Raw genomic sequence first — 22,714 nt, 5'->3', positions numbered from 1 at the left:
TTACCTGTATGAGCCGGGCAGCTTTGTGCCGGTGGCCCAAGCCCTGCGCAGGGGGCCGGTGCGGCTGCACAAGCAGCCGGACTGGAGCCAGCGCAGTTACGACTTCGACCAGGACCCGTTGTGGCACACGCACATGCAGCCGCAGGCGTTTGATGCGATTGCGTGGTACCAGTGCGATCACCTCGGCACGCCGATGGAGCTGACCGACCACAAGGGTGAGGTGGCGTGGGCGGGGCAGTACAAGGTGTGGGGGGAGGTGCATGAGGAGCGGTCGGGCTGGGCAAAGCAGGTAGGGCTGAGTAACCCGCTACGGTTTCAGGGCCAGTATCACGACCGGGAGACTGGGCTGCATTACAACCGGTATCGGTACTATGATCCTGGGATTGGACGGTTTGTTAGCAAGGACCCGATTAGTTATTCGGGTGGGTTGAACCTGTACCAATACGCACTAAATCCGACGGATTGCGTTGATCCATTGGGTTTGGCGGGGCGAAAAGTAGCTAAACCTCGTATTGATCCTGGCAATCGAAAAGAAGGCTGGCAACATATTGATGAGCGGCATGTGAGTGGCACCCATCCAGGGGGCCATGGCGACCTGTTTCCTGAGGGGACAACGCAAGAACAAATTCAGACGGCATGTGAGTGTCTTGTGAAAAAGGGTAATAGAGTTTCTGATCCTAGTAGCAGAATGCAAATCTATGAGAAGCGCATAAAAATAAATGGTCGCACCGACCGGGTTCGAGGTGTATTCGACTCTCATGATGGAAATAGGACAATTACGGTTTTCCCTGTTAGAGGAGGCTAATAGTTATGGAGTTCTACATTTCGAGATCCGAAGAGGGCGGTGAGCCAGAAGGATTTGACTTGGGGGATATGAGGCTTTCCTCTGGCGATCAAGGTATAGACTCCAAGGATGATTCAAGACTTCGGATGATGATATATTTGTCAATTACCTCCTTAATTGATGGCTTGGTGAAATTGAAAAGCACAAAATCTTTTGAATTTATCGGAGTTGATTCATCTTTTGCGTTATTATTTAAGATTAAAGGAGAAAGGCTTTCTATTTTTTATCAGGGTCGTTTTTTTGCCGAAGCTAGTTATCGTGTTTTTTTAGGGGTTATTGATCGTGAAGTCGATAGGTTCCTTGCTGAAGAAGGAATTTCTATTGTCGATCCGGTTTTTGGGGACGTGGAGGCTTCTAGGAAAAAAATCAAATCCTCAATCAACACTAAATAGAACGTGTGGCAGTTTCCGTTGGTTACGACGGTGAGACCAGGCTGCATTACAACCGGTATCGGTACTATGATCCGTGGTAGGGCGATTTAGTGGGCAGAGCCCGATTAGTTGTTCGCGTGGATTGAATATGCAATGCCGCGCCCCGGTGTTTTACATTAAAAATACATATGCTGAGATTCAAATAGATGAAGTTACACGGGTTGTACGCAAAGATAATAAAAAAAGAAGCCTACAATGATCTGCGTTGCCTGGCAGGCGCGTTCGACGAATTTGAAGAATACCCCATCATTTCACGGGACAGCAGATTAAAAAAATTACAAAGGAAACTTGAGAAAAAAGACATCTCGGATTTTCTGTTGGGGCTTGCTGTTTTCGTATTGAATACCGTACGTGCACTCGCCCGCAGCAATCAAAGGCAGTTAGAGCTGACTGCCATCACCTTCACACGCTTCGATGCCAGCGGTGGCTCCACGTTGGTGCCCCAACTCTTCATATACCCAAGTACCGCAGCCAGCGCACTTCGCCAAACGCTTATCAAGAATCAACCTGAAACGGACTCAATGGAAATGACCACGGTCAAGCAGCTGTTCACGACCTGCGGCTTCGTTGAGAGCTTCGTTTTTCTAGAGAGCAGGTTCTTTGACCACGCCTGCAACGAGGAACTTGTACGTATTTATGCCATCCCTCGACAGACGATGTAGCGCGCCTGGAGGGTAGGGGGTTCGATGCGCTTGCTGGCACTCCGCTGACACCTTGCCATCGAGCGCAAAGCCGCTAGAAGCCCCGCTTCTGGGTTGGTCAATTCGCTATATATTTTTGTGTACAGCGTTGTAACGTCCTGTGAACAACGCTAGCATTCCTGCCGTTTGGCCCTGCGCCATCCCGCTTTCCCCCCTAAAGCAACCACCGGCTGATCACCTCCTGGGGAGGTCGTGACCAGAAAAACCGTCGGTCGCTATATAAAATAATACACAACGTCGCCCGGGCGCCGCCTACGTCAAGGCCGACACAGGAGCAGCAATGAAGCCGCTAACACCGCACGCTCTGCTGGTTGCCGTCGCAGCCCTGGGCGGTGAATCCGCCCTCGCGGAGCAGAAAAACACCTTCACCCTCGGCGAAATTCAGATCTCCGCGCCCCAGGACGAAACCCTGTCCACCGGCGGCTCGGTCATCGACCTGAAGGACATCCGCCTGCACGACCGCGAAACCGTCGCCAGCGCGCTCACCCTGGCCCCCGGCGTCAACCTGGGCTATATCGGCGGTCGCGCCGAGCAGGTGGTGTTCGTGCGCGGCTTCGATCGTCTGCAGGTGCCGGTGTATATCGACGGCATCCCCACCTACGTGCCCTACGACGGCAACATCGACCTGGGCCGCTTCACCACCTACGACCTGTCGCGCATTCAGGTGGACAAGGGCTTTGCCTCGCTGCTGTACGGCCCCAACACCCTGGGCGGGGCGATCAACCTGGTTACCCGGCGCCCGGTGCAGGAATTCGAAGGCGAAGTGGGCGGGGGGCTTGAGCTGACCGATCACGGCAACGTGAACGCCTACCGCACCTACGCCAACGTGGGTTCCAACCAGGGCGCGTGGTGGATGCAGGGCGGGGTGTCGTATGTGGATTACGACTACACCCTGCTGCCCGACGACTTCAAACCCACCAACAACCAGCAAGGCACCGGCCGGCGCGAGAACAGCGACCACCGCGACACCAAGTTCAGCTTCAAGCTGGGCTTCACCCCCAACGAAACCGATGAATACGTGCTCGGCTACGTTCAGCAGGAGGGCAGCAAGGGCCAGCCCACCTATGCCGGCAAGCTGCCGCCGACCGGCCAGCGCGCACGCTGGTGGGAGTGGCCGCGCTCGGACAACACCAGTGTGTTCATCGCCACCAAAACCGGCTTTGGCGAGCACTTTCTGAAAACCCGCGTGTACCACGACACCTTCAAGAACTCGCTGGAAAGCTTCGCCTACCGCAACGGCGTGGTGGGTAACCTGCAGAAGGGCTTCCCGAGCAAGTACGACGACGAGAGCACCGGCTTCTCGGTGGAAGCCGACCTGGCCCTGACCGAAAACAACCGCCTGGGCATCGCCTACCACTTCAAGGATGACGTGCACCGCTCCCGCGATGGCGACAGCCCGCAAACCCACTTTCGCGACCAGACCCAGTCGATTGCCCTGGAAGACACCCTGCGCCTGAACGAGATTTTCAGCGTGGTGGGCGGCGTTTCCTACAACTACCGCAAGAGCCTGGATGCCGAAAACTACGGCACCACCGCCAGCTCGCCCAAGCAGGCCGTGCTGTACGACGAACCCACCGGCAGCAACGACGCGGTCAACGCGCAGCTCGGCCTGTTCGCCAACACCAACCCGCTGCTGGGCACCGATGACAACGGCCAACTGCGCCTCACCGTGGCGCGCAAAAGCCGCTTTGCGACCATCAAGGACCGCTACTCGACTCGCTTCGGTACGGTCATCCCCAGCCCGGACCTGAAGTCCGAACGCGCCACGCACTACGAGTTCGGCTACAGCGGCCAGGTTGCCCCGCAATGGCAGCTGGACGCGGCGCTGTTCGTGGCAAATATCGAAGACTCCATCCAGAAGGTCACCGTGCCCGCGCAGGACAACTGCGCCGCGCCCTGCGGCCAGTTCCAGAACATCGCCAAGGCGCGCAACCAGGGGGTGGAGCTGGGCATCAACGGCGACCTGGGCGAGTGGGAGCTGGCAGCCAACTACACCTTCCTCGACCGCGAGAACCGCAGCGACCGCGACCTGCACCCCACCGACACCCCGCGCCACAGCCTGTTCGGCTCGGCCTCGTGGAACCTCGACGCCTGGAAGCACACCGCCAGCGTGGAGGCGGCCTCGCGTCGCTACAACACCTCCGACGCCACCCAGATGGCACCGGGCTACGCGGTGTACAACCTCAAGACCGGCTACCGCTTCAGCAACGACGTGCTGATCGAGGGCGGCGTGCGCAACCTGTTCGACCGCCTGTACGAGTACAGCGAGGGCTACCCGGAAATGGGCCGCCAATACTTCGTGCAATTCAATGCGCCGCTGTAACCGCTGGCTGGCGGGCCTGCTGCTGGCGTTCAGCGGCCTGCTGAGCGCGGCCCCGCAAAGCGTGGTGGTGATGACCAGCTACCCCGAGGAGGTGATGACGCGGGTGGAGGATGGCTTTGCCCAGGCCCACCCGGAGTATCGCCTGCAGGTCCTCTGGCGCCAGGGCTTCGATGCCTTGCCCTACCTGCTGCAAGCCAGACAGGGCGGGGTGGATGTGTACTGGGCGCCGTCGCCGGGCAACTTCACCCGGCTGGCGAAGGCGGGCAGTTGGCAGCCGCTGGGTATCAGCCTGGAGGGCCTGCCGGCGCAGATCGGCGGCCTGGCGTTGCGTGATCAAAAAAACCTGTACCAGGCGACCGAGCTGTCAGGTTACGGCTTTGCCATCAACGCCGCGTCGCTCGCCGAGCTGGGCGTGCCCACGCCCAAGGACTGGCCCGACCTGCTCGACGCCCGGTTGCGCGGGCGGGTGGCGCTGCCCGACCCGGGCCGGGTCGGGTTTGCCCCGGTGCTGCTGGATATCGTGCTGCGCGCCTATGGCTGGGAGCGCGGCTGGGCCCTGTGGAGCGAGCTGGCCGGGCAGGCGCGGCTGGTCACGCGCGGCGGTACGCTGGTGAGTGACGAAGTCACCAGCGGGCGGGCAGCGGTTGGCTTGTCGATCGACTTCTTCGTCGCCTCGGCCAAGGCCAACGGCGAGCCGGTGGACTTCGTGTACCCGGCCCACAGTGGGCTCAACCCGGCATTCATCGCCATTACCGCAAGCACTCAGGCGCCGGCCGGTGCCCGGGCGTTCGCACGGTACGTGTTGTCCGACGCCGGGCAGGCGCTGCTGGCCGATGCCGACATTCGCAAGCTGCCGGTGCGCCCGAGCGTGTATGCGCAGCTGCCCGCGCAGTACCACGACCCGTTCGTTGCCGCAGGGCACGGCGCCTATGACTACGGCAACGGCAGCTCGCGCGAACGCCTGGCGCTGATCAGTTCGCTGTTCACCCAATGGCTGGGCCTGCCCCACGAGGCGTTGAACGAACTCTGGACGCGGCTGCACGCGGCCGAAGCGGCGGGGCATGACGTAGCCGCCATACGTCAGCTGTTGACCGCGCCGCCACTGACTGCCGGGCAAGCCGAGGCCAAGCCGTTGCTGGGCCTGTTCGCGGCACGTCAGGACAAGGGCATGGCCCACGAGCCGGCAACCGACCAGGATGCACTGGGCCGCACCGAGATCACCTGGCAGTTCCAGGCCGCGCTGCAGCGGGCAGAGGCGGCGCGGTTGCTGGAGGGGCTGGGGCAGTGACCGTTGTGCGCATCGCCGGGCTGTCGATCGGTTTGCTGGTAAGCGCGCTCGCCAGCGCCGATGTCACCCACACCGCGGTCAACCGTGAAGCCTATGCCCAGCCCTTCGCCGGGCTGGACGAAGGCCAGTTGGAGCGCTTCTTTCGCGGGCGCAGCCTGTTCCGGCAGGCGTGGGTGGTCGCGCCGTCTCGCGACGAAGCGGTGGATGGGCTCGGGCCGTTGTACAACCGGGTGTCGTGTATCGCCTGCCACCCCAAGAACGGTCGTGGTCAGGCGCCGCAGCAGGGGGAGGCGATGCGCAGCCTGTTGCTGCGCCTGTCCGTGCCGGGCCGCGATGCCCGCGGCGGGCCGAAGCCTCATCCTGTGTATGGCGACCAGCTCAACGACCAAGGTGTGCCCGGCGTGCCGGGGGAAGGGCGGGCCCATGTGTACTGGGAGGAACACGCGGTGCCGCTGGGCGATGGCGAAACCGTGATGCTGCGCACGCCGCGTGTCGAACTGCGCGAGCTGGCCTATGGGCCACTGGACGGGGTGTTGACCTCGGCGCGGGTGGGCTCGCCGGTATTCGGCCTCGGTTTGCTGGAGGCCATCGAGGCCAGCGCGCTGCAGGCCATGGCGGCTGAAGCCAAGCCCGACGGCGTGACCGGGCGCGTCAATCAGGTGTGGAGTGTGGAGCGACAGCGTGCCGAGGCGGGCCGCTTTGGCCTCAAGGCCAACCAGCCCGACCTGCGCCAACAGATCGCCCACGCCATGCTGGGCGACCTGGGCATCACCTCCACGCTGGCTCCTGAGCAGAACTGCACCCCTGCCCAACAGGCCTGCGCGCAGGCGCCCCACGGCGGCGAGCCGGAGCTGGGCGCGATGCAGCTTGGTGACCTGCATTTCTACCTCGCCCACCTGGCCGTGCCTGCGCGCCGGCAGCAGGCCGAGCCTGCTGTTGTGCAGGGTAAAAAACTGTTTGCCGCGATTGGCTGCACGGCCTGTCACCGGCCCGAACTGGTCACGGGCACACACCCGCTGTACCCGGCGCTGAGCCAGCAACGGATCGCGCCGTACACCGATTTGTTGTTGCACGACATGGGCGAGGGGTTGGCCGATGGCCGTGAGGACTTTCTCGCCAACGGCCGCGAGTGGCGCACCCCTGCGCTGTGGGGGCTTGGGTTGGGTGAGCGGATCAACCCCGGCAGTGGCTACCTGCACGACGGCCGAGCGCGCACGCTGGAGGAAGCCATCGTGTGGCATGGAGGTGAAGCGCAAGTGGCCCGGCAGCGCTATGTAACGCTGGGGGCGAAGGAACGGGCGGCGATTCGGGCGTTTCTTGAGTCGCTGTAGGGCGCTGGACCCAAGGCGATCATCTCTCAGTGAAGGGAGCGCGATTCAGCGTGAGAAGGCCAGGGCATGAAGCCCTGGCCAATCGCAACCGTCACTTTTTCTTTTTCGCAGGTTTATCTGCCTTGTCCGACTTCTTGGCCTTCTCGGGCTTGCTGTCCGATTTTTTTGCAGATTTCTTGGGTTCGGCATCTTTTTTCTTGTCTTTCTTTTCTTTCTTTTCAGAGGCTTTGGAAAGAGCCGATGCCGCAGCTGATTTCTTTGCCGATGATGACTTCTTGTCTTTCAAATCCTTGCTGGCTTTTGAAGACCCGTCTTTGCTTTTCTTCTCGTCCTTAGCCACGTTGACCACCTCTGATAGCGCTTGCCGGTATTGGCACGTTGCATGTGGGATCATCCACATGCTGATCATTAGGCGAGTTCGCCCAGAGGCGGTTCAAATTATTTGAGGCGCTGGGCAGGGCCTTGGCGGGTGTTGCGTCAGGTACCGGGGCTTGGCATGCCCGGCAAGCTGGGCCAAGCTTGCATGGGCCTGCAGCAGTTGCTCTACTACGGGCCTTTCATCGATAGCGCTGATGATTACTATCAAAGGGCCCGCCTGTCGGCGCGGCAAAACCCGCTTGTATAATCGCCTTCGATTTTTCCCCGCTTCCCGCGCCTGCTCAAGGCGTCATTTCCCCCATGGAACCCAGCACCATGCCAAGCGCAAGCCAGGCCCCTAGCGGCCTTCCCGAACACAATCAACAGAGCGTCAAACAGCAGTGGCTGGCGATTCTCTCGGTCGCGGTGGGCGCCTTTGCCCTGGTGACCAGCGAATTTCTGCCGGTGGGCGTACTCAACGATGTCGCCAGCGACCTGGGCATCAGTGCCGGTCATGCCGGCCTGATGGTGACGCTGCCCGGCATCATGGCCGCACTCGCTGCGCCCTTGCTGTCGGTGGGCATCGGCGCGATGGACCGGCGCTACCTGCTGATCGGCCTGACCCTGATCATGATCATCGCCAATGCGGTGGTGGCCTACGCCACCGACTTCAGCCTGCTGCTGTTCGGCCGTGTGCTGCTGGGGGTGAGCATCGGCGGGTTCTGGGCCACGGCCATCGCCCTCAGCGGCCGCCTGGCCCCCAAGGGTGTTGGGGTAGCCCAGGCTACCTCGATCATCATGGTGGGTGTGACCCTGGCCACCGTGCTGGGCGTGCCCGTCGGCACCTGGCTCAGCGGCCTGATGGGCTGGCGCATGACCTTCCTGGTGACCGCGCTGGTGGGTGTACCGGTGCTGCTGGCCCAGGTGTTCCTGCTGCCGCGGCTCAACCCCGACAAGGCCATTCGCATCAGTGACCTGCCGGCACTGTTCATCAATCCGCAAGCCCGGGTCGGCCTGATTGCGGTGTTGCTGATCGGCCTGGCGCACTTTGCCGCGTACACCTACGTGGCACCGTTTTTCAAGCAAAGCGCCGGCTTCGATGGGCCGACCATTGGCTCGCTGCTGTTGCTGTATGGCGTGGCCGGGGTGCTGGGGAATGTCTTCGCCGGGTTTGCCGCCAACCGCAGCGTGCGTTACACGCTGATGCTGGTGGCGCTGATGATTGCCGTCAGCACGGCGCTGTTCCCTTACTTCGCCACCGGCATGACCGGTGCGGTGATGCTGATCGCGCTGTGGGGCTTTGCCTTCGGTGCCTTTCCGGCCTGCGCCAGCATCTGGATGTTCGTGGTGGCGCCCAAGGATGTCGAGCGCGGCATGCCGCTGTTCGTGGCTTTGTTTCAGGTGATCATTGCGCTGGGGTCGTTCTTTGGCGGGCGCATCGTCGACCAGATGGGCAGCTCGGTGCTGCTGAGCCTGGCCACGGCACTGGTGGGCTGCGGGTTTGTCACGGTGCTGGTGCTGGGGCGCAAGGTCAGTAACCGAATGGCGGTTCAGCCTTGCTAGCAGCCCGGCGCATGGGCTGACGTCAATCTTGATGGGGCCGCGTGTGCGGCCTTGCAGATCGCTGAGATTCGATAGCCCAAATCAGCACTTCATTGCTGATCTACGGCGCATAGAAACACCCGCCCAGCGGGTCAGTCCACACCAGCTCCCCGGTAGCGGGGCGGCGCATCAGGTTGTCGAGCTTGGCATCCACGTCACATTCATGGCGCTGCGCAAATTCCGCCGCCCTGGCGAGTGTGATCAACACCCCCGCCAGCGCGGGATGTTCACCGGCCAAGGCCAGGCACTGTTCAGCAAGCACGGCGTTGGCCGGCAGATCATCATTGTCGTCGAGCAACCCCGACAGCAGGCTGGCAAGCAACGGCTCGCTGGCCTCATCCACGCTTATCAACCTTTCCACTTCGGCCAGCCAGTAGAACTCGTTTTCGCTTCCCCTGAATGAAGCGTCAGAGGGCCCCACGGCGCCATAGTCGTGAATGACCTCGACGACATTACGGTTGCCCTGGGCCCACTGCCGGGCAAGAAAATTGTGGCCGCAACCTTCGAGCGTGAGGCGATAGAGCCTGGTACCGTGCTCGAACAGCATGCTGCTCGAACCCTGGCAAAGGAACGTCGCCTGGTTCAGCGGTGCGCTTGCCAGAATCGCCTGGAAGTGTTTGCCCGCCAGCACCGGTTGATCAGCCATGCCCATTCCCCCCGCTGAAGTTGCCGACCCCTGATGCTTGAACAGCCGCTTTCGAGAGCAGGCCAAGCCTGCTTCTCGGGTGATCCCTTTCCCCAAGCCAGTTGGGGATCAAGGCGCCTTGCGCCGCAAAGTGCTCGACATGCACCACGGTGATTCTGCCGTCTGTGTAGGCCACGGCGTTGATCATCTTCCATGCGCCGGGGCGGGCATGGCGCAACAGCGCGTAGGCAGACGCGACATAGTTCATCCCCGTGCCCAGGCCGAACATCACGATCAGTCGGGTCTCTTGCGGCAGGTCGCGAAGAAAGGCCGTTGTACAGTTGCTGGCCACCGACTTGCCGAACGGGCTGGCAATGAACTTGTCCAGCATCCCGCCGCCTGATCCTTTCCAGGTACCAGCCTTGCGGTCGTGGCGCTCTACGGTGCAACGGATGAGCGATGCGAAATGAAAGCGCCCGTCGTTGTCCGCAATAAGGCGGTCCACCTGTTGCTTGAGCCTGTCAGGCGGGGCGGCGGGGATAAGGCCCACGTGGGCCAGAATCTTGCCCACATTGAGACGACTGCCCTTGTAGGCGATGTCGTCGTGAGGTGTGCTGGCAAGTGCCCCCGCCTGAGTGGGGCCCTTGGAGAAGCCCAGCACAACCACCTCTGGCGTAGTACTGCCCCATGCCAGCGGGTTTGCCGTAATACGCCACTCGCCCTCGGTGCGAGTGGCTACATCGAATGCTGGCGCACTCTCGGTGTGGCAACGCGAGCAGGAGACTCTGCCGTGACGGGGTAAGCAACTCATCAATCCTCCCAAGGTGCCGACGTTTGAAGTAGCAGGGCGCCACAAGATGGACTCGATCCGGCTATTACGCGGCAACTGCGAGCAGCGTAGTTGACGTTGTTTACTTTGCCATCAGCGTGTCTACCGCCCGTTTGTGCTCGGCCAATAGCCGACATGGCGCCTAGCCGGGCACGGGTGCTTCAGTGAGGCCAAGTCGAAGGAAGCTCAATGCATCCTTGTAGAGTGGGTGCCATGCGTCGGATGGCTCGCTATGGAGTGGATGCCAGAAAAACCTGAACGCGTGCCCTCCGTCATCCTGGGTAAAGTGAACCCAGGTGTCGGGAAGCTCGTGGGTGACGTGACATTCATGAAATGCCCACACATGCCCGGTTACCTCAGCGCGCCACACGCCAAGATTTCGTCCCACCGTGCCTTGAATTCCGGCTTCCTCGAACAGTTCTCGTACAGCAGCGTCTTCGCTCGGCTCACCTGGCTCCACACTTCCCTTGACCAACTGCAGGCCCGCCAACGGATGCGCGAACGCCAGAATCTCCAACGTTTCACGGCTGCGCAGCACCACCGGGCAAGCTTTATCCACTGCCATGTTGTTCTCCCCTTGGCTCATTGCTGTTGAGTGTTGAGCGCGTCGAAAGCTGAACGATGTCAGCTGCCTTCAACACTGCACGATCTTAAAGCATCCATCCGGCTCTGCCGGGTTTTTGCCTCCCTCCCAAGTTCAGGACAAACCAGGCAGCACACTGATGAACCCTGCCCACATGTTGCAGTTTGTTGCCGCAGCCAGATGCCTGGCCTTGAGGTTGACGCAAATCAAGCCGCCGCCTATAGCGTTCGGGAGACCATGGCGGCACGAAAGGAGCGGACCGACAGCAGGCCAACGCCTCGATCCGCATGCGCCACATTGCATAAGGAGCCCCACATGAGCCCGTTGAAGCACGTACTGGTTGCCACCGATTTGTCCACTTCTGCGCGCAACGCAGCAGAGCGGGCCGCACTCCTGAGCCAGGCGCAGCATGCCGCGCTGGACCTGCTCTACGTTGCCAACCCCGCGCCTTACGAGCGCCTCAAGCAGGTTGTGGTACCCGATGACAACCTGTTGAATCGCGTGCTGGAAAGTGCCGGCGAAAACCTGCGTGCAGTGGCTGCCATGCTGTTCCACCGCTACGCCATCTCCGCTGGCACACAGGTCGCGCCCGGTTCGGTGGCTACCGAAATCACCCGTGTGGTGCAAGACAAACACACCAACCTGCTGGTATGCGGAGCCAAGGGGCAGAACCTGGCGCGCCGCCTGCTGGGCTCCACCGTGCAGCGCATGCTGAGCCGCATGCACTGCCCGATGCTGGTGGTCAAACAGGCCCCGCGCGAGGCGTACCGCCGCGTGCTGGTGCCGGTTGATTTTTCGCCTTCGTCGCTGCGTGCCATCGAGCTGGCAAAAGCCGTGGCCCCGCAGGCCGAAATCATTCTGATGCACGCGTTCGAAGCGCCCTTCGAGGGCAGCATGCGCTTTGCCTACATCGACCAGGACACCCTCACGCACTACCGCAACGCCATCAAGAAGGATGCCGTGGAGCAACTTGCGGCCCTGAGCGAAGCCGCCGGCCTGCCCAATGCTCGGCAGATCATTGCACACGGCGACGCAGCCTGGCGGATCGTGGAAACCGAGCAGGAGCTGGACTGCGACCTGATCGTGGTCGGCAAGCAGGGCGAAAGCGCGCTGGAAGAGCTGCTGGTGGGCAGCGTCACCAAGCACGTGCTGAGCGAATCGCAGTGCGATGTGTTGGTGTCGATCTAGGGTCTGTACGTAGGGCAGGGGGCCGGAAACGCTTGGCACAGCACACGCGATAACGGTTCTGTCGCAAGCGCCGTGCGGCGTTGGTGGCATCCGCAAGGCCCATGTTGCGGATGATGGCGTAATGGTATTGTTGGCTACCGTTACGCCATTCATCAATCGGCACAGAAGAAGTGCTTCATGATCGACACCGCACAGATGGCCCTGATTCTTGATGCGCTGCCCGACCCTGCCTTCATCCTGTCGCGCAGTGGCAAGTACGTTGCGGTGTTTGGTGGCCGCGACGCGCGTTATTACCACGATGGGTCCGGCCTGATCGGCCTGTATATTTCAGACCTGATCAATGCCGACAAGGCGAACTGGTTTCTGGAGCAGATTGCCCGGGCACTGGCCACGGGAAACCTGCTGGTCGCCGAGTACGAGCTGAGCAACAGGGACGTAAAGGGCCTGCCCGATGAGGGCCCCAAGGACCCCATCTGGTTCGAGGGGCGCATCCAGGCCCTGAACTTCAGGGTGGACGAAGAGGAGGTCGTGCTGTGGGTCGCCAGCAATATCTCCGAACGGCACACACTGGAAGTCAGGCTCAGGGAACTGAGCGATACCGACCAGCTCACCGGTCTGTTCAACCGCAGAAAGCTCGAACATGACCTGAAACTGCACCACGAGTCCCTGACACGCTATCGCGTGCCGACGTCGGTGTTCCTGTTCGATCTGGACAACCTCAAGAAAATCAATGATACCCAGGGGCACCACGCCGGCGATCAGATCATCCAGGCGGTGGCCGAGATCTGTCGTTGCGCGCTGCGCGCAACGGATTTCGCCTGCCGCCTGGGTGGCGACGAGTTTGTGGTGGGCCTGCCCAATACCGAGCGAGAGCAGGCGCTGCAGCTTGCCGAGCGTCTGCATGAGCGCTTTCGCAAAGAGCTGAGCCGCTATTGGGCAGGCGACACGGTGGTCACCGTGAGCATTGGCGCAACGGCCATGCTGCCCGAGGACCACGCTTACGAGGACACCTTGAAACGGGCCGATCGTGCCCTGTACGTGGCCAAGAGCATGGGCAAGGACCGGATTGTGTGGCTCTGACGCCAGGGTATGGCCAATGTCAGAAAACCCTTGACCTTCCAGACGTGGCAAGTCGGATAAGTACGCGAACGTTGCTTTGCCCCCGCAAAGCAGGTCGACACTCGTGCGAAAGGCCATGTGATGAACGTCAAACGCGTAACCCTTTTCACTGCGGCGCTAAGCGTCGCGCTCACCAGCGTCGGGTGCAAGGAGACGGCACCCGCGACTGAACCCGCCAAGCCTCCCAGTGTTCCGGTAGCCGAGGTGATCGTGCGCCCGGTAACGCCCCATGCCGAATTCACCGGGTCGCTGACCGCGATCAAGCGGGTCGAACTGCGCCCGCGGGTGGCCGGCTATATTCAGGCGGTGAGCGTGCCCGAGGGCCGCATGGTAGAGAAGGGCAGCCAGCTCTTTGTCATCGATCCGCGGCCCTTCCAGGCCGCGCTCGACGCCGCCACCGCACGCCTGCAGGAGGCCCGGGCGGCGTGGCTGCTGGCCCAGGCAGACCATGCCCGAGCCCGGCAACTGTATGCGCAAAAGGTCGTTGCGCGGGACCGGCTCGACAGCGCGATTGCGGCGCTCGATGCGGGCCAGGCCCAGGTCGATGCCGCAAAGGCCGCGCTGGACGCTGCAAAGCTCGACCTGAGCTTCACACGGGTCACTGCACCGATCAGTGGGCGTGTAGGGCAAACCCTGGTCACCGAAGGCAACTACGTCACCAATGGGGTGACGCCACTGACCACCATCGTCTCTGTCGACCCCCTGCATGTGTACTTCGATGTGGATGAGCGCACGTACCTGCGCTCGCTCGCATCAAGCCGCCCTGGCGCGGGCGCGCAGGCGGCGAAGGTGAGGGTGGCGCTGGCCACCGACAAGCAGTACGCGCGGCCCGGCCGCGTCGATTTTCTGGCCAACGCCGCCGATCGCAACACCGGCACGCTGCGTGTTCGCGCGGTGGTCGACAACCCCGACGGGCAGCTGACGCCCGGTTTGTTTGCCAAGGTGAAGCTTGAGACCGGCACGCCACAGGCCAGGGTGCTGATCTCGGACCAGTCGATTTCGACCGACCAGGGCAGCCGCTACGTACTGGTAGTGGGCAAGGACGACAAGACCCAGTACCGCCCGGTCGAACTCGGCCCGATGGTGGAGGGCTTGCGCGTGATCGAAAAAGGCCTGCAGCCCGGCGAGCGCATCGTGGTCAAGGGCCTGGTGCGCCCGGACATGCAGGTTACGCCGCAGCCCACCTCGATCGAGGGTTCGCCCGTCAAGGCGCAGCAAACCCTGGGGGCGGCGCAATGACATTCCCGCGCTTCTTCATCGATCGTCCGATTTTTGCCATCGTCCTCTCGATACTGATGATGATTGCCGGCATCGTCGCCTTCTTCCAGCTGCCGCTGAGCGAGTACCCGGCGGTCACGCCGCCGACCGTGCAGGTGACGGCGTCCTATCCGGGGGCCAACCCCCAGGTAATCGCACAAACCGTGGCCGCGCCACTGGAGCAGGCGATTACCGGGGTCGAGGGCATGCTGTACATGGCGTCGCAGTCTGCCACCGATGGCCGGATGGTACTGACCATCACTTTCGCCCAGGGCACCAATGCCGATATTGCGCAGATCCAGGTGCAGAACCGCGTTTCGCGGGTTCTGCCGCGCCTGCCGGCAGAGGTGCAGCACCAGGGCGTGGTCACCCAGAAGACCTCGCCGGACATGCTGATGGTGGTTCACCTGCTGTCTCCCGACAAACGCTACGACCCGCTCTACATGTCCAACTACGCCTACCTTCAGGTGCGCGATGAACTGTCGCGCCTGCCCGGCATCAGCGATGTGCTGGTGTGGGGCGCCGGGGAGTACAGCATGCGGCTGTGGCTCGACCCGGACCTGATCGCCGCGCGCGGGCTCACCGCAGGCGAGGTGATCGAAGCGGTGCGCGAGCAGAACGTGCAGGTGGCAGCGGGGTCGGTCGGCCAGGCGCCCAACGCCACCGCCGCGTTCCAGGTAACCGTGAACACCCTGGGGCGGCTGACCGATGAGCAGCAGTTTGGCGACATCATCATTCGCACCGGCGACGACGGTCAGGTCACGCGCCTGCGCGATGTGGCCCGTATCGAGATGGGCGCCGACTCTTACGCATTGCGCAGCCTGCTCGATGGCGAACCGGCCGTTGCGCTGCAGATCATCCAGAGCCCGGGCGCCAATGCCCTGGACGTTGCCCAGGCGGTGCGCGAAACCATGCAGCGGCTGGAGGCGAACTTCCCGGCGGGGCTCACCTCGCGCATTGCCTATGACCCCACGGTGTTCGTGCAGGCCTCGCTGGAGTCGGTGGCCATCACCTTGCTGGAGGCGATCATGCTGGTGGTGATCGTGGTGGTGCTGTTTCTGCACAACTGGCGCGCGTCGCTCATCCCGCTGATGGCGGTGCCGGTGTCGCTGGTGGGCACCTTTGCGGTCATGCACCTGATGGGCTTTTCGCTCAACACCCTGTCGTTGTTCGGCCTGGTGCTGTCGATCGGGATTGTGGTGGACGATGCCATCGTGGTGGTGGAGAACGTCGAGCGTCATATCGAGAACGGCGAGGCGCCGGCCCAGGCCGCCAGGCTTGCCATGGACGAGGTGACCGGGCCCATCATCGCGATCACCTCGGTGCTGGCTGCGGTGTTCATCCCCACGGCGTTCCTCAGCGGCCTGCAGGGCGAGTTCTATCGCCAGTTCGCACTCACCATTGCCATCTCGACGATTCTGTCGGCGGTCAATTCGCTGACCCTCAGCCCCGCACTCGCCGGGTTGCTGCTGCAGCCACGCCAGCACGGCAACACCCCCGACCCCCGCAGCCTGCGCGGGCGTGCCCGGCGGTTGCTCGGCGCCCTTGGCCGGCCGTTCCAGCGTGCACCGCAGGCCTATGGCAACACGGTGCGCAAGGTGGTCCGGCTCAGCGGCCTGGTGCTTGTGGTGTACGTCGGCCTGCTCGGGTTGACCGCGTTCGGCTTCAATGCCGTGCCACCGGGCTTTGTACCGATGCAGGACAAGTACTACCTGGTGGCTATCGCCCAGTTGCCCAACGCGTCGTCGCTGGACCGCACCGAAGCGGTGGCCAGGCAGATGTCGCAATTGGCCCTGGCCGAGCCGGGCGTCGAAAGCGTGGTGGCGTTCCCGGGGCTTTCGATCAACGGTTTCGTCAACGTGCCCAACGCCGCGGTGATGTTCATCATGCTCGACCCGTTCAAGGAGCGTGCCTCGCCGGACCTGGCTGCAACCGCCATCGCCGGGCGCCTGCAGGCCAGGTTCGCGGGTATTCCCGATGGTTTTCTTGGGGTGTTCCCGCCACCCCCGGTGCCCGGCCTGGGTGCCACCGGCGGCTTCAAGATGCAAGTCGAGGACCGCAGCGGCGCGGGGCTGGAGGCCCTGGTGCAGCACACCCGCATCCTGATGATGAAGGCCACCGAGTCGGGGCAGTTGGCCGGGCTGATGACCAGCCTCGATATCAATGCACCGCAGCTCGACGTGGTCATCGACCGGGCCCAGGTCAAGAGCCAGGGCGTGCGCCTGACCGATGTGTTCGAGGCACTGCAGGTGTACCTGGGCTCGCTGTACGTCAACGACTTCAACCGCTTTGGCCGCACCTACAAGGTCACGGCGCAGGCCGACACGGACCACCGCATGCAGGCCGAAGCCATCGGCCGCCTGCAGGTGCGCAATGCGGCCGGGGCCATGCTGCCGTTGTCGGCGTTTGTCAGCGTTACGCCAAGCTCCGGCCCGGACCGGGTGATTCACTACAACAGCTACCCCTCGGCGGACATTGCGGGGGGCGCAATGCCGGGCGTGAGTTCAGGGCAGGCGGTTGCGCTGATGGAGCGTCTGGCTGGGGAAATGCTGCCTGAAGGCATGACCTTCGAATGGACCGACCTGACCTACCAGCAGAAGCTGGCCGGCGATTCGGCGCTGTTCATCTTCCCGCTGTGTGTGTTGCTGGCCTACCTGATTCTGGCGGCGCAGTACAACAGCTGGCTGCTGCCCCTGGCGGTGCTGCTGATTGTGCCGATGTGCCTGTTGAGCGCGATCATCGGGGTGTGGCTGATGGAGGGCGACAACAACGTGTTCGTGCAGATCGGGCTGATCGTGCTGGTGGGCCTGGCCGCCAAGAACGCGATCCTCATCGTCGAGTTCGCCCGCACCCTGGAAGCGCGGGGGGCGAGTGTGCTGGAGGCGGTTGTGGAGGCATGCCGGTTGCGCCTGCGCCCGATCGTGATGACGTCCCTGGCCTTCGTCGCCGGCGTCGTGCCGCTGGTGCTTGCCAGCGGCGCAGGTGCCGAGATGCGCCAGGCCATGGGGGTGGCGGTGTTTGCCGGCATGCTCGGGGTGACGCTGTTCGGGTTGTTCCTGACCCCGGTTTTCTATGTGGTGATCCGTGGCCTGGCGGCCCGCTTCGAGCGGCACACGCCCACAGCCCAGCCTGCCCTGGAGGAGCGCCGTTCATGAACCTTTGCTATCGAGCTGTTCTGGCGCCCCTGGCCACCCTCATGCTGCTGGCCGGGTGTGCTGCAGTGGGCCCCGACTACGTTGCGCCGTCGCTGCCGGCAACGCAGCTTCCCGCACGCTTCGATGAGCTGCCTGCCGGGCTTGGCCCCGGCAGCGTCGAGGCCCGGTGGTGGGGTGCCTTTGACGAGCCCGCATTGACCGGGCTGGTGCAGCGGGCGCTTGCCGCCAACCATGACATCGCGATTGCTGCCGTGCGGCTCGAAGAAGCCAGGGCGATGTTGCGCGAAAGCCGCCAGGGTTTCCTTCCGCGTGGCGGCCCTGCGCTCAGCTACGAGAACCGCCGCTGGAGCGAAGTGCAGACACCGGCTGGCCAGTCGCGGCAGAACGAAACCTATCGGGGGGCGGTCGATGCGTCCTGGGAAATCGACCTGTTCGGCCGCGTGCGCCGCTCGGTGGAGGCCGCACGCGCCCAGGCCGGTTCGCGCGAGGCGTTGCTGCGCGGGGTGCAGGCGAGTGTGGCGGCCGAGGTGGCGGCCACCTGGTTCGAGCTGCGGGGCATCGAGGCCGAGTTGGCGGTTGCCGCCGATACCCGCCAAAGCCAGCGCGACAGCCTGAGCATGGTCGAACGCCAGGTGAACGCCGGGGCGGCCACCGAGTTCGACCGGCTGCGCGCCGAAGCCCTGTTGCGCTCGGTCGAGGTGAGCGTGCCCGAGCTGGAGCGTCGGCGTGATGCCTCGGTCAACGCTCTGGCGATCCTGCTGGGCGAGCCGCCGCAGCGGTTCACACCACCGGCCGCCGAGCCTGGGGATCAGGCGCTGGCCCTGCGCACGATCGCCGTCGGCGAGCCCACCGCGTTGCTCTGGAGACGCTCCGACATTGCCGCGGCAGAACGCGCCCTTGCGGCCGCCACGGCGCAAATCGGGGTCGAGACGGCGGGCCTCTATCCCGAGGTGCAGGTGCAGGGCTCCATCGGTGTGGTCACCGGAAGCCTCGACGGGATGAGTGGCGCGGGCGCGTTGTCGAGCTTTATCGGCCCGATGATTCGCTGGTCCCTGCTGGACACCGGGCGTGTACGTGCCCGCATTGCCGCCAGCGAGGCACGCGCCAGGGAGGCGTTGATCGTGTACGACCAGACGGTATTGCACGCGTTGCAGGAAACCGATGATGCCTTCAAGGCCCACGGGGCTGCGAGCAATACCCTGAGGCTGCGATTGCTCGAATCGGCGGCCAACGGCGAGGCGGCGCGGCTTGCCCGGGCGCGGTTCTCGGAGGGCGAGGGCGTCTACCTGGATGTGCTTGAGGCAGAGCGCGCCGATTACGCCAGCCGACGCGCCCTGACCGCCGCACGTACCCGACAACGCCTGGCGGTTGTGGGCATCTACAAGGCGCTGGGTGGTGGCTGGGAAGTCTGCGCGCAGGCCCGGCAGCCGTGCGACGGCGCCTCTCTCTAGCCTTCCATCAGGCAAAAATAATCCCCGAAACCGGGGATTATTTTCATACGGCTTCCACCAGCGTGTTACTGCTGTTCAGTAGCGTCGGGCAACGCATAGGCAATGATGTAGTCGCCCACATCAGGCGAATGGCTCATGCCGCCCGCCGAGATCACCACATACTGCTTGCCGGTCGCCGGCGACTGGTAGATCAACGGCGCTGCCACTGCACCTACCGGCAGGCGGGCTTTCCACACCTCCTTGCCGGTGGCCGAGTCCAGAGCCCGCAGGTAGTAGTCCTGGGTGCCGGCAAAGAACACCAGCCCCGAGGCGGTCGAGGTAGGGCCGCCCAGCGTCGGCATGCCCAGCGGGATCGGCAGGTGGGTCTTGAGGCCCAGGGGGCCGGTGTCCTGCACGGTGCCCAGCGGTACCTGCCACACCAGTTTCTGGGTGTTCAGGTCGATGGCGCTCATGCTGCCGAACGGCGGGGTGTTGCACGGTACGCCCAGGGGGGATTGCAGGATGTCGATTTTTACCCCGCCATAGATGCCCGCCACTTGTGGGCGAATCGTACCCATGAAGCCCGGCACCTCATCGGTGGAAACCTTGAACTTGCTGGTGTTTTCCTTGGTGACCAGCGCCATGCGCAGCGGTACGCGCATGTCGTTGACGAACATCATGCCGGTGTTTTCGTCGATGGAGATGCCACCCCAGTTCATGCCACCCAGCAGGCCCGGCCATTCGATGTAGGGCTTTTCGGTCGGCGGGGTGAAGGGGCCCACGTACACCGAGTCCTTGAACATGATGCGGCAGTACAGCTGGTCGAAGGTGCTCACGCCCCACATGGACTTCTCGGTCAGGGGCTCGGCACCAATCACCGGCATGCCCACCGAGTGCGGTTGGGTCGGTGCCAGGTGTTCGCCTTCGGCGGCGGGGGATGTCGGTACGGGCAGCTCCTGAACTTCAGTCACCGGCTGGCCGGTGCGGCGGTCCAGCACGAAGATGTTGCCGGTCTTGGTGGTCTGGATCAGCACCGGGGTCTTTTCGCCCTGGGCGTTCTTGATGTCGTACAGCACCGGTTGCGAGGGCAGGTCGTAGTCCCACACATCGTGGTGCACGGTCTGGTACACCCACTTGGCCTTGCCGGTCGAGGCATCGACGGCCACCACGGCCGAGCCGTACTTTTCCTTGGCCTGGTTGCGGTCGCCACCCCAGTAGTCGGGCGGGCCGTTGCCGGTGGGCAGGTACACCAGGTTCAGTGCCTTGTCGTAGGTGGGCACGGTCCACACGTTGGGGGTTTCCAGGGTGAACTGGTGGTCGCTGGCGGTTGCGTCCTGGCCTTCAGGCGCACCGATGTCCCAGGCCCACACCAGCGCACCGGTCAGCACGTCGAAGGCACGCACGGCGCCCGACGGCTCCTTGGCGACGATGTCGCGCACCCAGCCGCCGACCACGGTGAGGTGGCCCATTACCACGGGCAGGGAGGTGGGGTGGTAGCGCTTGCTGTTCTCGGTGGGGCCCATGCCTTTTTTCAGGTCGACATAACCGTTGTCGCCAAAGCTCGGGCACAGGGTGCCGGTGTGTGCGTCCAGGGCAAACAGGCGTGCGTCGACCGACGACACCAGGATGCGCTGGCGGCACTGCTGCTCGCCATACGAGGCCTTGACCTCGGCGCTCAGGCTGTCGTCCTTGTCGATGTCGTGGTAGCCCACGCCGCGGCACGTCACGTGCTCGGCGCTGCGCGCGTGCGGGTCGAACTTCCAGATCGGCTTGCCCGTGTCGGCGTCGAGGGCGGTGATCAGGTTTTCTGGCGTGCATGAATACAGCACGTTGCCGATCTGCAGCGGGGTGTTCTCGTCCACGCCGGCACCGGCGCCCGTGGTTCTGCGGCCGGTGCGGTAGATCCAGGCCACTTGCAGGTCCTTGACGTTCGCCGGGGTGATCTGGCTGAACGGCGCAAAGCGCGTGCCCGAGGCGTTGCGGCCGAAGAACTCCCAGTTTTCCGGCGCGGCGGGGGCTTCGGTTGGCGCAGGCTTGGCGGTAGAGGCGAGCGGGGTGGAGATTGCACCGTGCGGGTAGAACGCCGCCACGAAGGTCGCGATCAGCCCCGCGAACACCGCAAAGCCGAAGCGGTTGGCCAGGCGTCGGGTGCTTGCCGAGGTGCCGGGCAAGGCTGCGCCGACCCACAGGCTGAGGGTCAGGATGATTGCCGGTACCACCAGGCGTGGCAGCAGTTCCCAGTAGCTGAACTGGCCGACTTCGTAGAATGCCCACACACAGGTTGCCAGGGCGATGGCTACCGAAAGGGCGATGCCGACGCTTTTGCGCAGGAACATCAGCGCTGCCAGCAGCAGGTATGCAACGCCTGCGATCAGGTAGTACGGCGAGCCATCGAGTGCTACCAGTTTGAAGCCGCCGTAGATCATCGCCAGCGATACGAGCAGCACCAGCAGGGCAAACAGCACCCTTGCGGTGGTGCCGAGTGCAAACTTCCGAGTTTGCGGTTGATGGTCATCCGTCATTTTTTTCATACGTTCCGTTAGTCAATGGAAAGTGCACGCAAGCTCTGCGCAGGGGTCAAGGCATTCAGTCGGCAGCGGTAAAGATCGAACCCGTGGGGTGTGGCGATCAGCGCGCAAGGGCGTGCGCGATCATTCGATACGGGGGGCGCCGAAGGCTCTGGGAAAGGGTGTTGGCGTTGGGGTGGCCTTTGCGGAGTCGGCGCGGTAGGGCTGCCTGAAAACGGTGGCCAGTTTAGGCGGGCGAGGCGGGGCGGATAAATGCTCAAGGTCGAAAAGCATTGTTGGGGAAACAGTAACAATGGGGACGGTCGGTAGGCCGCGTGTGCGGCCCGCGGAACGAAAGGGAGGCAGCTGTACGCGGGTTAGCAGACCAGGGATCAAGGACCCCGGCGCGCATGAATGCGCCCCGCGTACAGTCGCCATGACACCCGACGACAAAGGGTGACGGCCGTAAGCAGGATGGTAGACCGGGACTCCAGAAACCCAGCGCGCACGAATGCGCCCTGCGTACAGCCGTCATAAAACGAAACAGCGGGTGCAAAAAGGTGTCAGCTGAGACGGATGGACGCTTGCACGTCCTAAGGTGCTCGGGCTAGCAAACCCGAAAGGATGCAGCTATAGCTCGGTAGCCCACCTTTGCAACAGGCCGCCACAACCCAAAGCAGGCATATTGGCTTCTGGATCAGTAGGTAGCCCCCGCCAGTCCTAAAATCGAGACGGCGGTTCATTTCCAGCTTTGATCTGTGAAAAGACATGGTCTGGATCTGCCTGGCACCAATATCTGAACAGAAGGCGAGGTTCGGTATCCCCAAAATACTGACTCAGGAGGCTCTCGGCGGGGATTAACAATTTAGTTTCTGGCCATTGCTGAGCTAAAACACCTATGTGTTTGCCAGACGAACAAATAATCCACGTCGCCTTGCCTCCACTGATGTCAGGCAGGTAACCCATACCTTGGATCGCTTCGAACAAAGCGCGCAGTGTTACTGCTGGATCAAGCCTGATTGATGTCCTGTGACTTTCCAGATCATCCCCTGCATGCACGCTATCCCGATCAATTTGAATGACCAACATGAATGTTCCTTTTTAGCGTTGTGAGATTACTAGAATGCCAGCGTAGGAATGCCAG

The 22,714-nt window shown here is 62.9% G+C and carries 18 protein-coding genes; 12 read left to right on the top strand and 6 right to left on the bottom strand.

The window, feature by feature from the left end:
* From FW760_RS05025 to FW760_RS05000, 6 genes are all read left to right on the top strand, one after another.
* On the top strand, nt 1–805 hold an 805-nt coding region (locus FW760_RS05025), incomplete at its 5' end, for an RHS repeat domain-containing protein (protein WP_446443669.1).
* A gap of 5 nt (nt 806–810) precedes the next feature.
* Complete coding sequence (locus FW760_RS05020; protein ID WP_426427310.1) at nt 811–1,236, top strand: hypothetical protein; 426 nt, start codon at nt 811–813, stop codon at nt 1,234–1,236.
* Between the two features lie 185 nt (nt 1,237–1,421).
* Nucleotides 1,422–1,937: an Imm15 family immunity protein gene (locus FW760_RS05015; protein ID WP_446443668.1), complete on the top strand. Its 516-nt coding sequence runs from the start codon at nt 1,422–1,424 to the stop codon at nt 1,935–1,937.
* A 319-nt stretch (nt 1,938–2,256) separates the two neighbouring features.
* On the top strand, nt 2,257–4,299 hold the full coding sequence (locus FW760_RS05010; protein ID WP_446443667.1) for a TonB-dependent receptor plug domain-containing protein: 2,043 nt from the start codon (nt 2,257–2,259) through the stop codon (nt 4,297–4,299).
* Nucleotides 4,286–5,587, top strand: coding sequence for an ABC transporter substrate-binding protein (locus FW760_RS05005; RefSeq protein WP_446443666.1), 1,302 nt, complete (start codon nt 4,286–4,288; stop codon nt 5,585–5,587). The genes FW760_RS05010 and FW760_RS05005 overlap by 14 nt, the downstream gene beginning before the upstream one ends.
* A complete protein-coding gene (locus tag FW760_RS05000) occupies nt 5,584–6,918 on the top strand; it encodes a di-heme oxidoreductase family protein (RefSeq protein ID WP_446443665.1) in 1,335 nt (444 codons plus the stop codon). Before FW760_RS05005 ends, FW760_RS05000 begins: the two co-directional genes overlap by 4 nt.
* Nucleotides 6,919–7,009: 91 nt before the next feature.
* Here FW760_RS05000 and FW760_RS04995 read toward each other — a convergent pair whose 3' ends face one another.
* A complete protein-coding gene (locus FW760_RS04995; RefSeq protein WP_231390615.1) occupies nt 7,010–7,258 on the bottom strand; it encodes a hypothetical protein in 249 nt (82 codons plus the stop codon).
* 353 nt (nt 7,259–7,611) lie between these two features.
* Here FW760_RS04995 and FW760_RS04990 point away from each other — a divergent pair, with 353 nt between their 5' ends.
* Nucleotides 7,612–8,838 carry an MFS transporter gene (locus FW760_RS04990; RefSeq protein WP_043859956.1) on the top strand — a complete coding sequence of 409 codons (1,227 nt, stop codon included), beginning with the start codon at nt 7,612–7,614 and terminating at the stop codon, nt 8,836–8,838.
* A gap of 100 nt (nt 8,839–8,938) precedes the next feature.
* Here FW760_RS04990 and FW760_RS04985 read toward each other — a convergent pair whose 3' ends face one another.
* The 3 genes from FW760_RS04985 to FW760_RS04975 all read right to left on the bottom strand — a co-directional run bounded on the left by FW760_RS04985 (nt 8,939) and on the right by FW760_RS04975 (nt 10,896).
* Nucleotides 8,939–9,523, bottom strand: coding sequence for a hypothetical protein (locus FW760_RS04985; protein ID WP_157811410.1), 585 nt, complete (start codon nt 9,521–9,523; stop codon nt 8,939–8,941).
* Nucleotides 9,516–10,163 (bottom strand): hypothetical protein, encoded by a 648-nt coding sequence (locus tag FW760_RS04980; protein WP_201023423.1) that lies wholly within the window; start codon nt 10,161–10,163, stop codon nt 9,516–9,518. The genes FW760_RS04985 and FW760_RS04980 overlap by 8 nt, the downstream gene beginning before the upstream one ends.
* A 310-nt stretch (nt 10,164–10,473) precedes the next feature.
* Nucleotides 10,474–10,896 (bottom strand): NUDIX hydrolase, encoded by a 423-nt coding sequence (locus FW760_RS04975; RefSeq protein ID WP_236176356.1) that lies wholly within the window; start codon nt 10,894–10,896, stop codon nt 10,474–10,476.
* 333 nt (nt 10,897–11,229) lie between these two features.
* On the opposite strand from FW760_RS04975, the gene FW760_RS04970 reads away from it, so the two are divergent.
* From FW760_RS04970 to FW760_RS04950, 5 genes are all read left to right on the top strand, one after another.
* The gene (locus FW760_RS04970) at nt 11,230–12,102 is read left to right on the top strand and encodes a universal stress protein (RefSeq protein WP_043859950.1); all 873 of its coding nucleotides are present in this window, start codon (nt 11,230–11,232) and stop codon (nt 12,100–12,102) included.
* A gap of 177 nt (nt 12,103–12,279) precedes the next feature.
* Nucleotides 12,280–13,182, top strand: coding sequence for a GGDEF domain-containing protein (locus FW760_RS04965; RefSeq protein WP_054916663.1), 903 nt, complete (start codon nt 12,280–12,282; stop codon nt 13,180–13,182).
* Between the two features lie 120 nt (nt 13,183–13,302).
* Nucleotides 13,303–14,460, top strand: a complete 1,158-nt coding sequence (locus tag FW760_RS04960; RefSeq protein ID WP_116054334.1) for an efflux RND transporter periplasmic adaptor subunit — start codon at nt 13,303–13,305, stop codon at nt 14,458–14,460.
* Nucleotides 14,457–17,633, top strand: a complete 3,177-nt coding sequence (locus tag FW760_RS04955) for an efflux RND transporter permease subunit (protein ID WP_116054331.1) — start codon at nt 14,457–14,459, stop codon at nt 17,631–17,633. The genes FW760_RS04960 and FW760_RS04955 overlap by 4 nt, the downstream gene beginning before the upstream one ends.
* Entirely contained in the window at nt 17,630–19,084 is a 1,455-nt protein-coding gene (locus FW760_RS04950) for a TolC family protein (protein WP_116054328.1), read from the top strand. Before FW760_RS04955 ends, FW760_RS04950 begins: the two co-directional genes overlap by 4 nt.
* A gap of 65 nt (nt 19,085–19,149) precedes the next feature.
* Here FW760_RS04950 and FW760_RS04945 read toward each other — a convergent pair whose 3' ends face one another.
* Nucleotides 19,150–21,585 (bottom strand): membrane-bound PQQ-dependent dehydrogenase, glucose/quinate/shikimate family, encoded by a 2,436-nt coding sequence (locus FW760_RS04945; protein WP_116054326.1) that lies wholly within the window; start codon nt 21,583–21,585, stop codon nt 19,150–19,152.
* 705 nt (nt 21,586–22,290) lie between these two features.
* A complete protein-coding gene (locus FW760_RS04940; RefSeq protein ID WP_078480310.1) occupies nt 22,291–22,659 on the bottom strand; it encodes a hypothetical protein in 369 nt (122 codons plus the stop codon).
* Nucleotides 22,660–22,714 lie beyond the last annotated feature (55 nt).

The sequence above is a fragment of the Pseudomonas sp. 1176_21 genome (genome assembly GCF_052850635.1).
This window is presented reverse-complemented; position numbering and strand designations above follow the sequence as displayed.

Bases quoted from the DNA above. Each gene is read 5' to 3' on its own strand.
- FW760_RS04965 (WP_054916663.1), top strand. From the start codon at position 12,280: ATGATCGACACCGCACAGATGGCCCTGATTCTTGATGCGCTGCCCGAC.
- FW760_RS05010 (WP_446443667.1), top strand. From the start codon at position 2,257: ATGAAGCCGCTAACACCGCACGCTCTGCTGGTTGCCGTCGCAGCCCTG.
- FW760_RS04975 (WP_236176356.1), bottom strand. From the start codon at position 10,896: ATGGCAGTGGATAAAGCTTGCCCGGTGGTGCTGCGCAGCCGTGAAACG.
- FW760_RS04990 (WP_043859956.1), top strand. From the start codon at position 7,612: ATGCCAAGCGCAAGCCAGGCCCCTAGCGGCCTTCCCGAACACAATCAA.
- FW760_RS04960 (WP_116054334.1), top strand. From the start codon at position 13,303: ATGAACGTCAAACGCGTAACCCTTTTCACTGCGGCGCTAAGCGTCGCG.
- FW760_RS05020 (WP_426427310.1), top strand. From the start codon at position 811: ATGGAGTTCTACATTTCGAGATCCGAAGAGGGCGGTGAGCCAGAAGGA.
- FW760_RS05005 (WP_446443666.1), top strand. From the start codon at position 4,286: ATGCGCCGCTGTAACCGCTGGCTGGCGGGCCTGCTGCTGGCGTTCAGC.
- FW760_RS04955 (WP_116054331.1), top strand. From the start codon at position 14,457: ATGACATTCCCGCGCTTCTTCATCGATCGTCCGATTTTTGCCATCGTC.
- FW760_RS04945 (WP_116054326.1), bottom strand. From the start codon at position 21,585: ATGACGGATGACCATCAACCGCAAACTCGGAAGTTTGCACTCGGCACC.
- FW760_RS04970 (WP_043859950.1), top strand. From the start codon at position 11,230: ATGAGCCCGTTGAAGCACGTACTGGTTGCCACCGATTTGTCCACTTCT.
- FW760_RS04940 (WP_078480310.1), bottom strand. From the start codon at position 22,659: ATGTTGGTCATTCAAATTGATCGGGATAGCGTGCATGCAGGGGATGAT.
- FW760_RS04950 (WP_116054328.1), top strand. From the start codon at position 17,630: ATGAACCTTTGCTATCGAGCTGTTCTGGCGCCCCTGGCCACCCTCATG.
- FW760_RS04985 (WP_157811410.1), bottom strand. From the start codon at position 9,523: ATGGCTGATCAACCGGTGCTGGCGGGCAAACACTTCCAGGCGATTCTG.
- FW760_RS05015 (WP_446443668.1), top strand. From the start codon at position 1,422: ATGAAGTTACACGGGTTGTACGCAAAGATAATAAAAAAAGAAGCCTAC.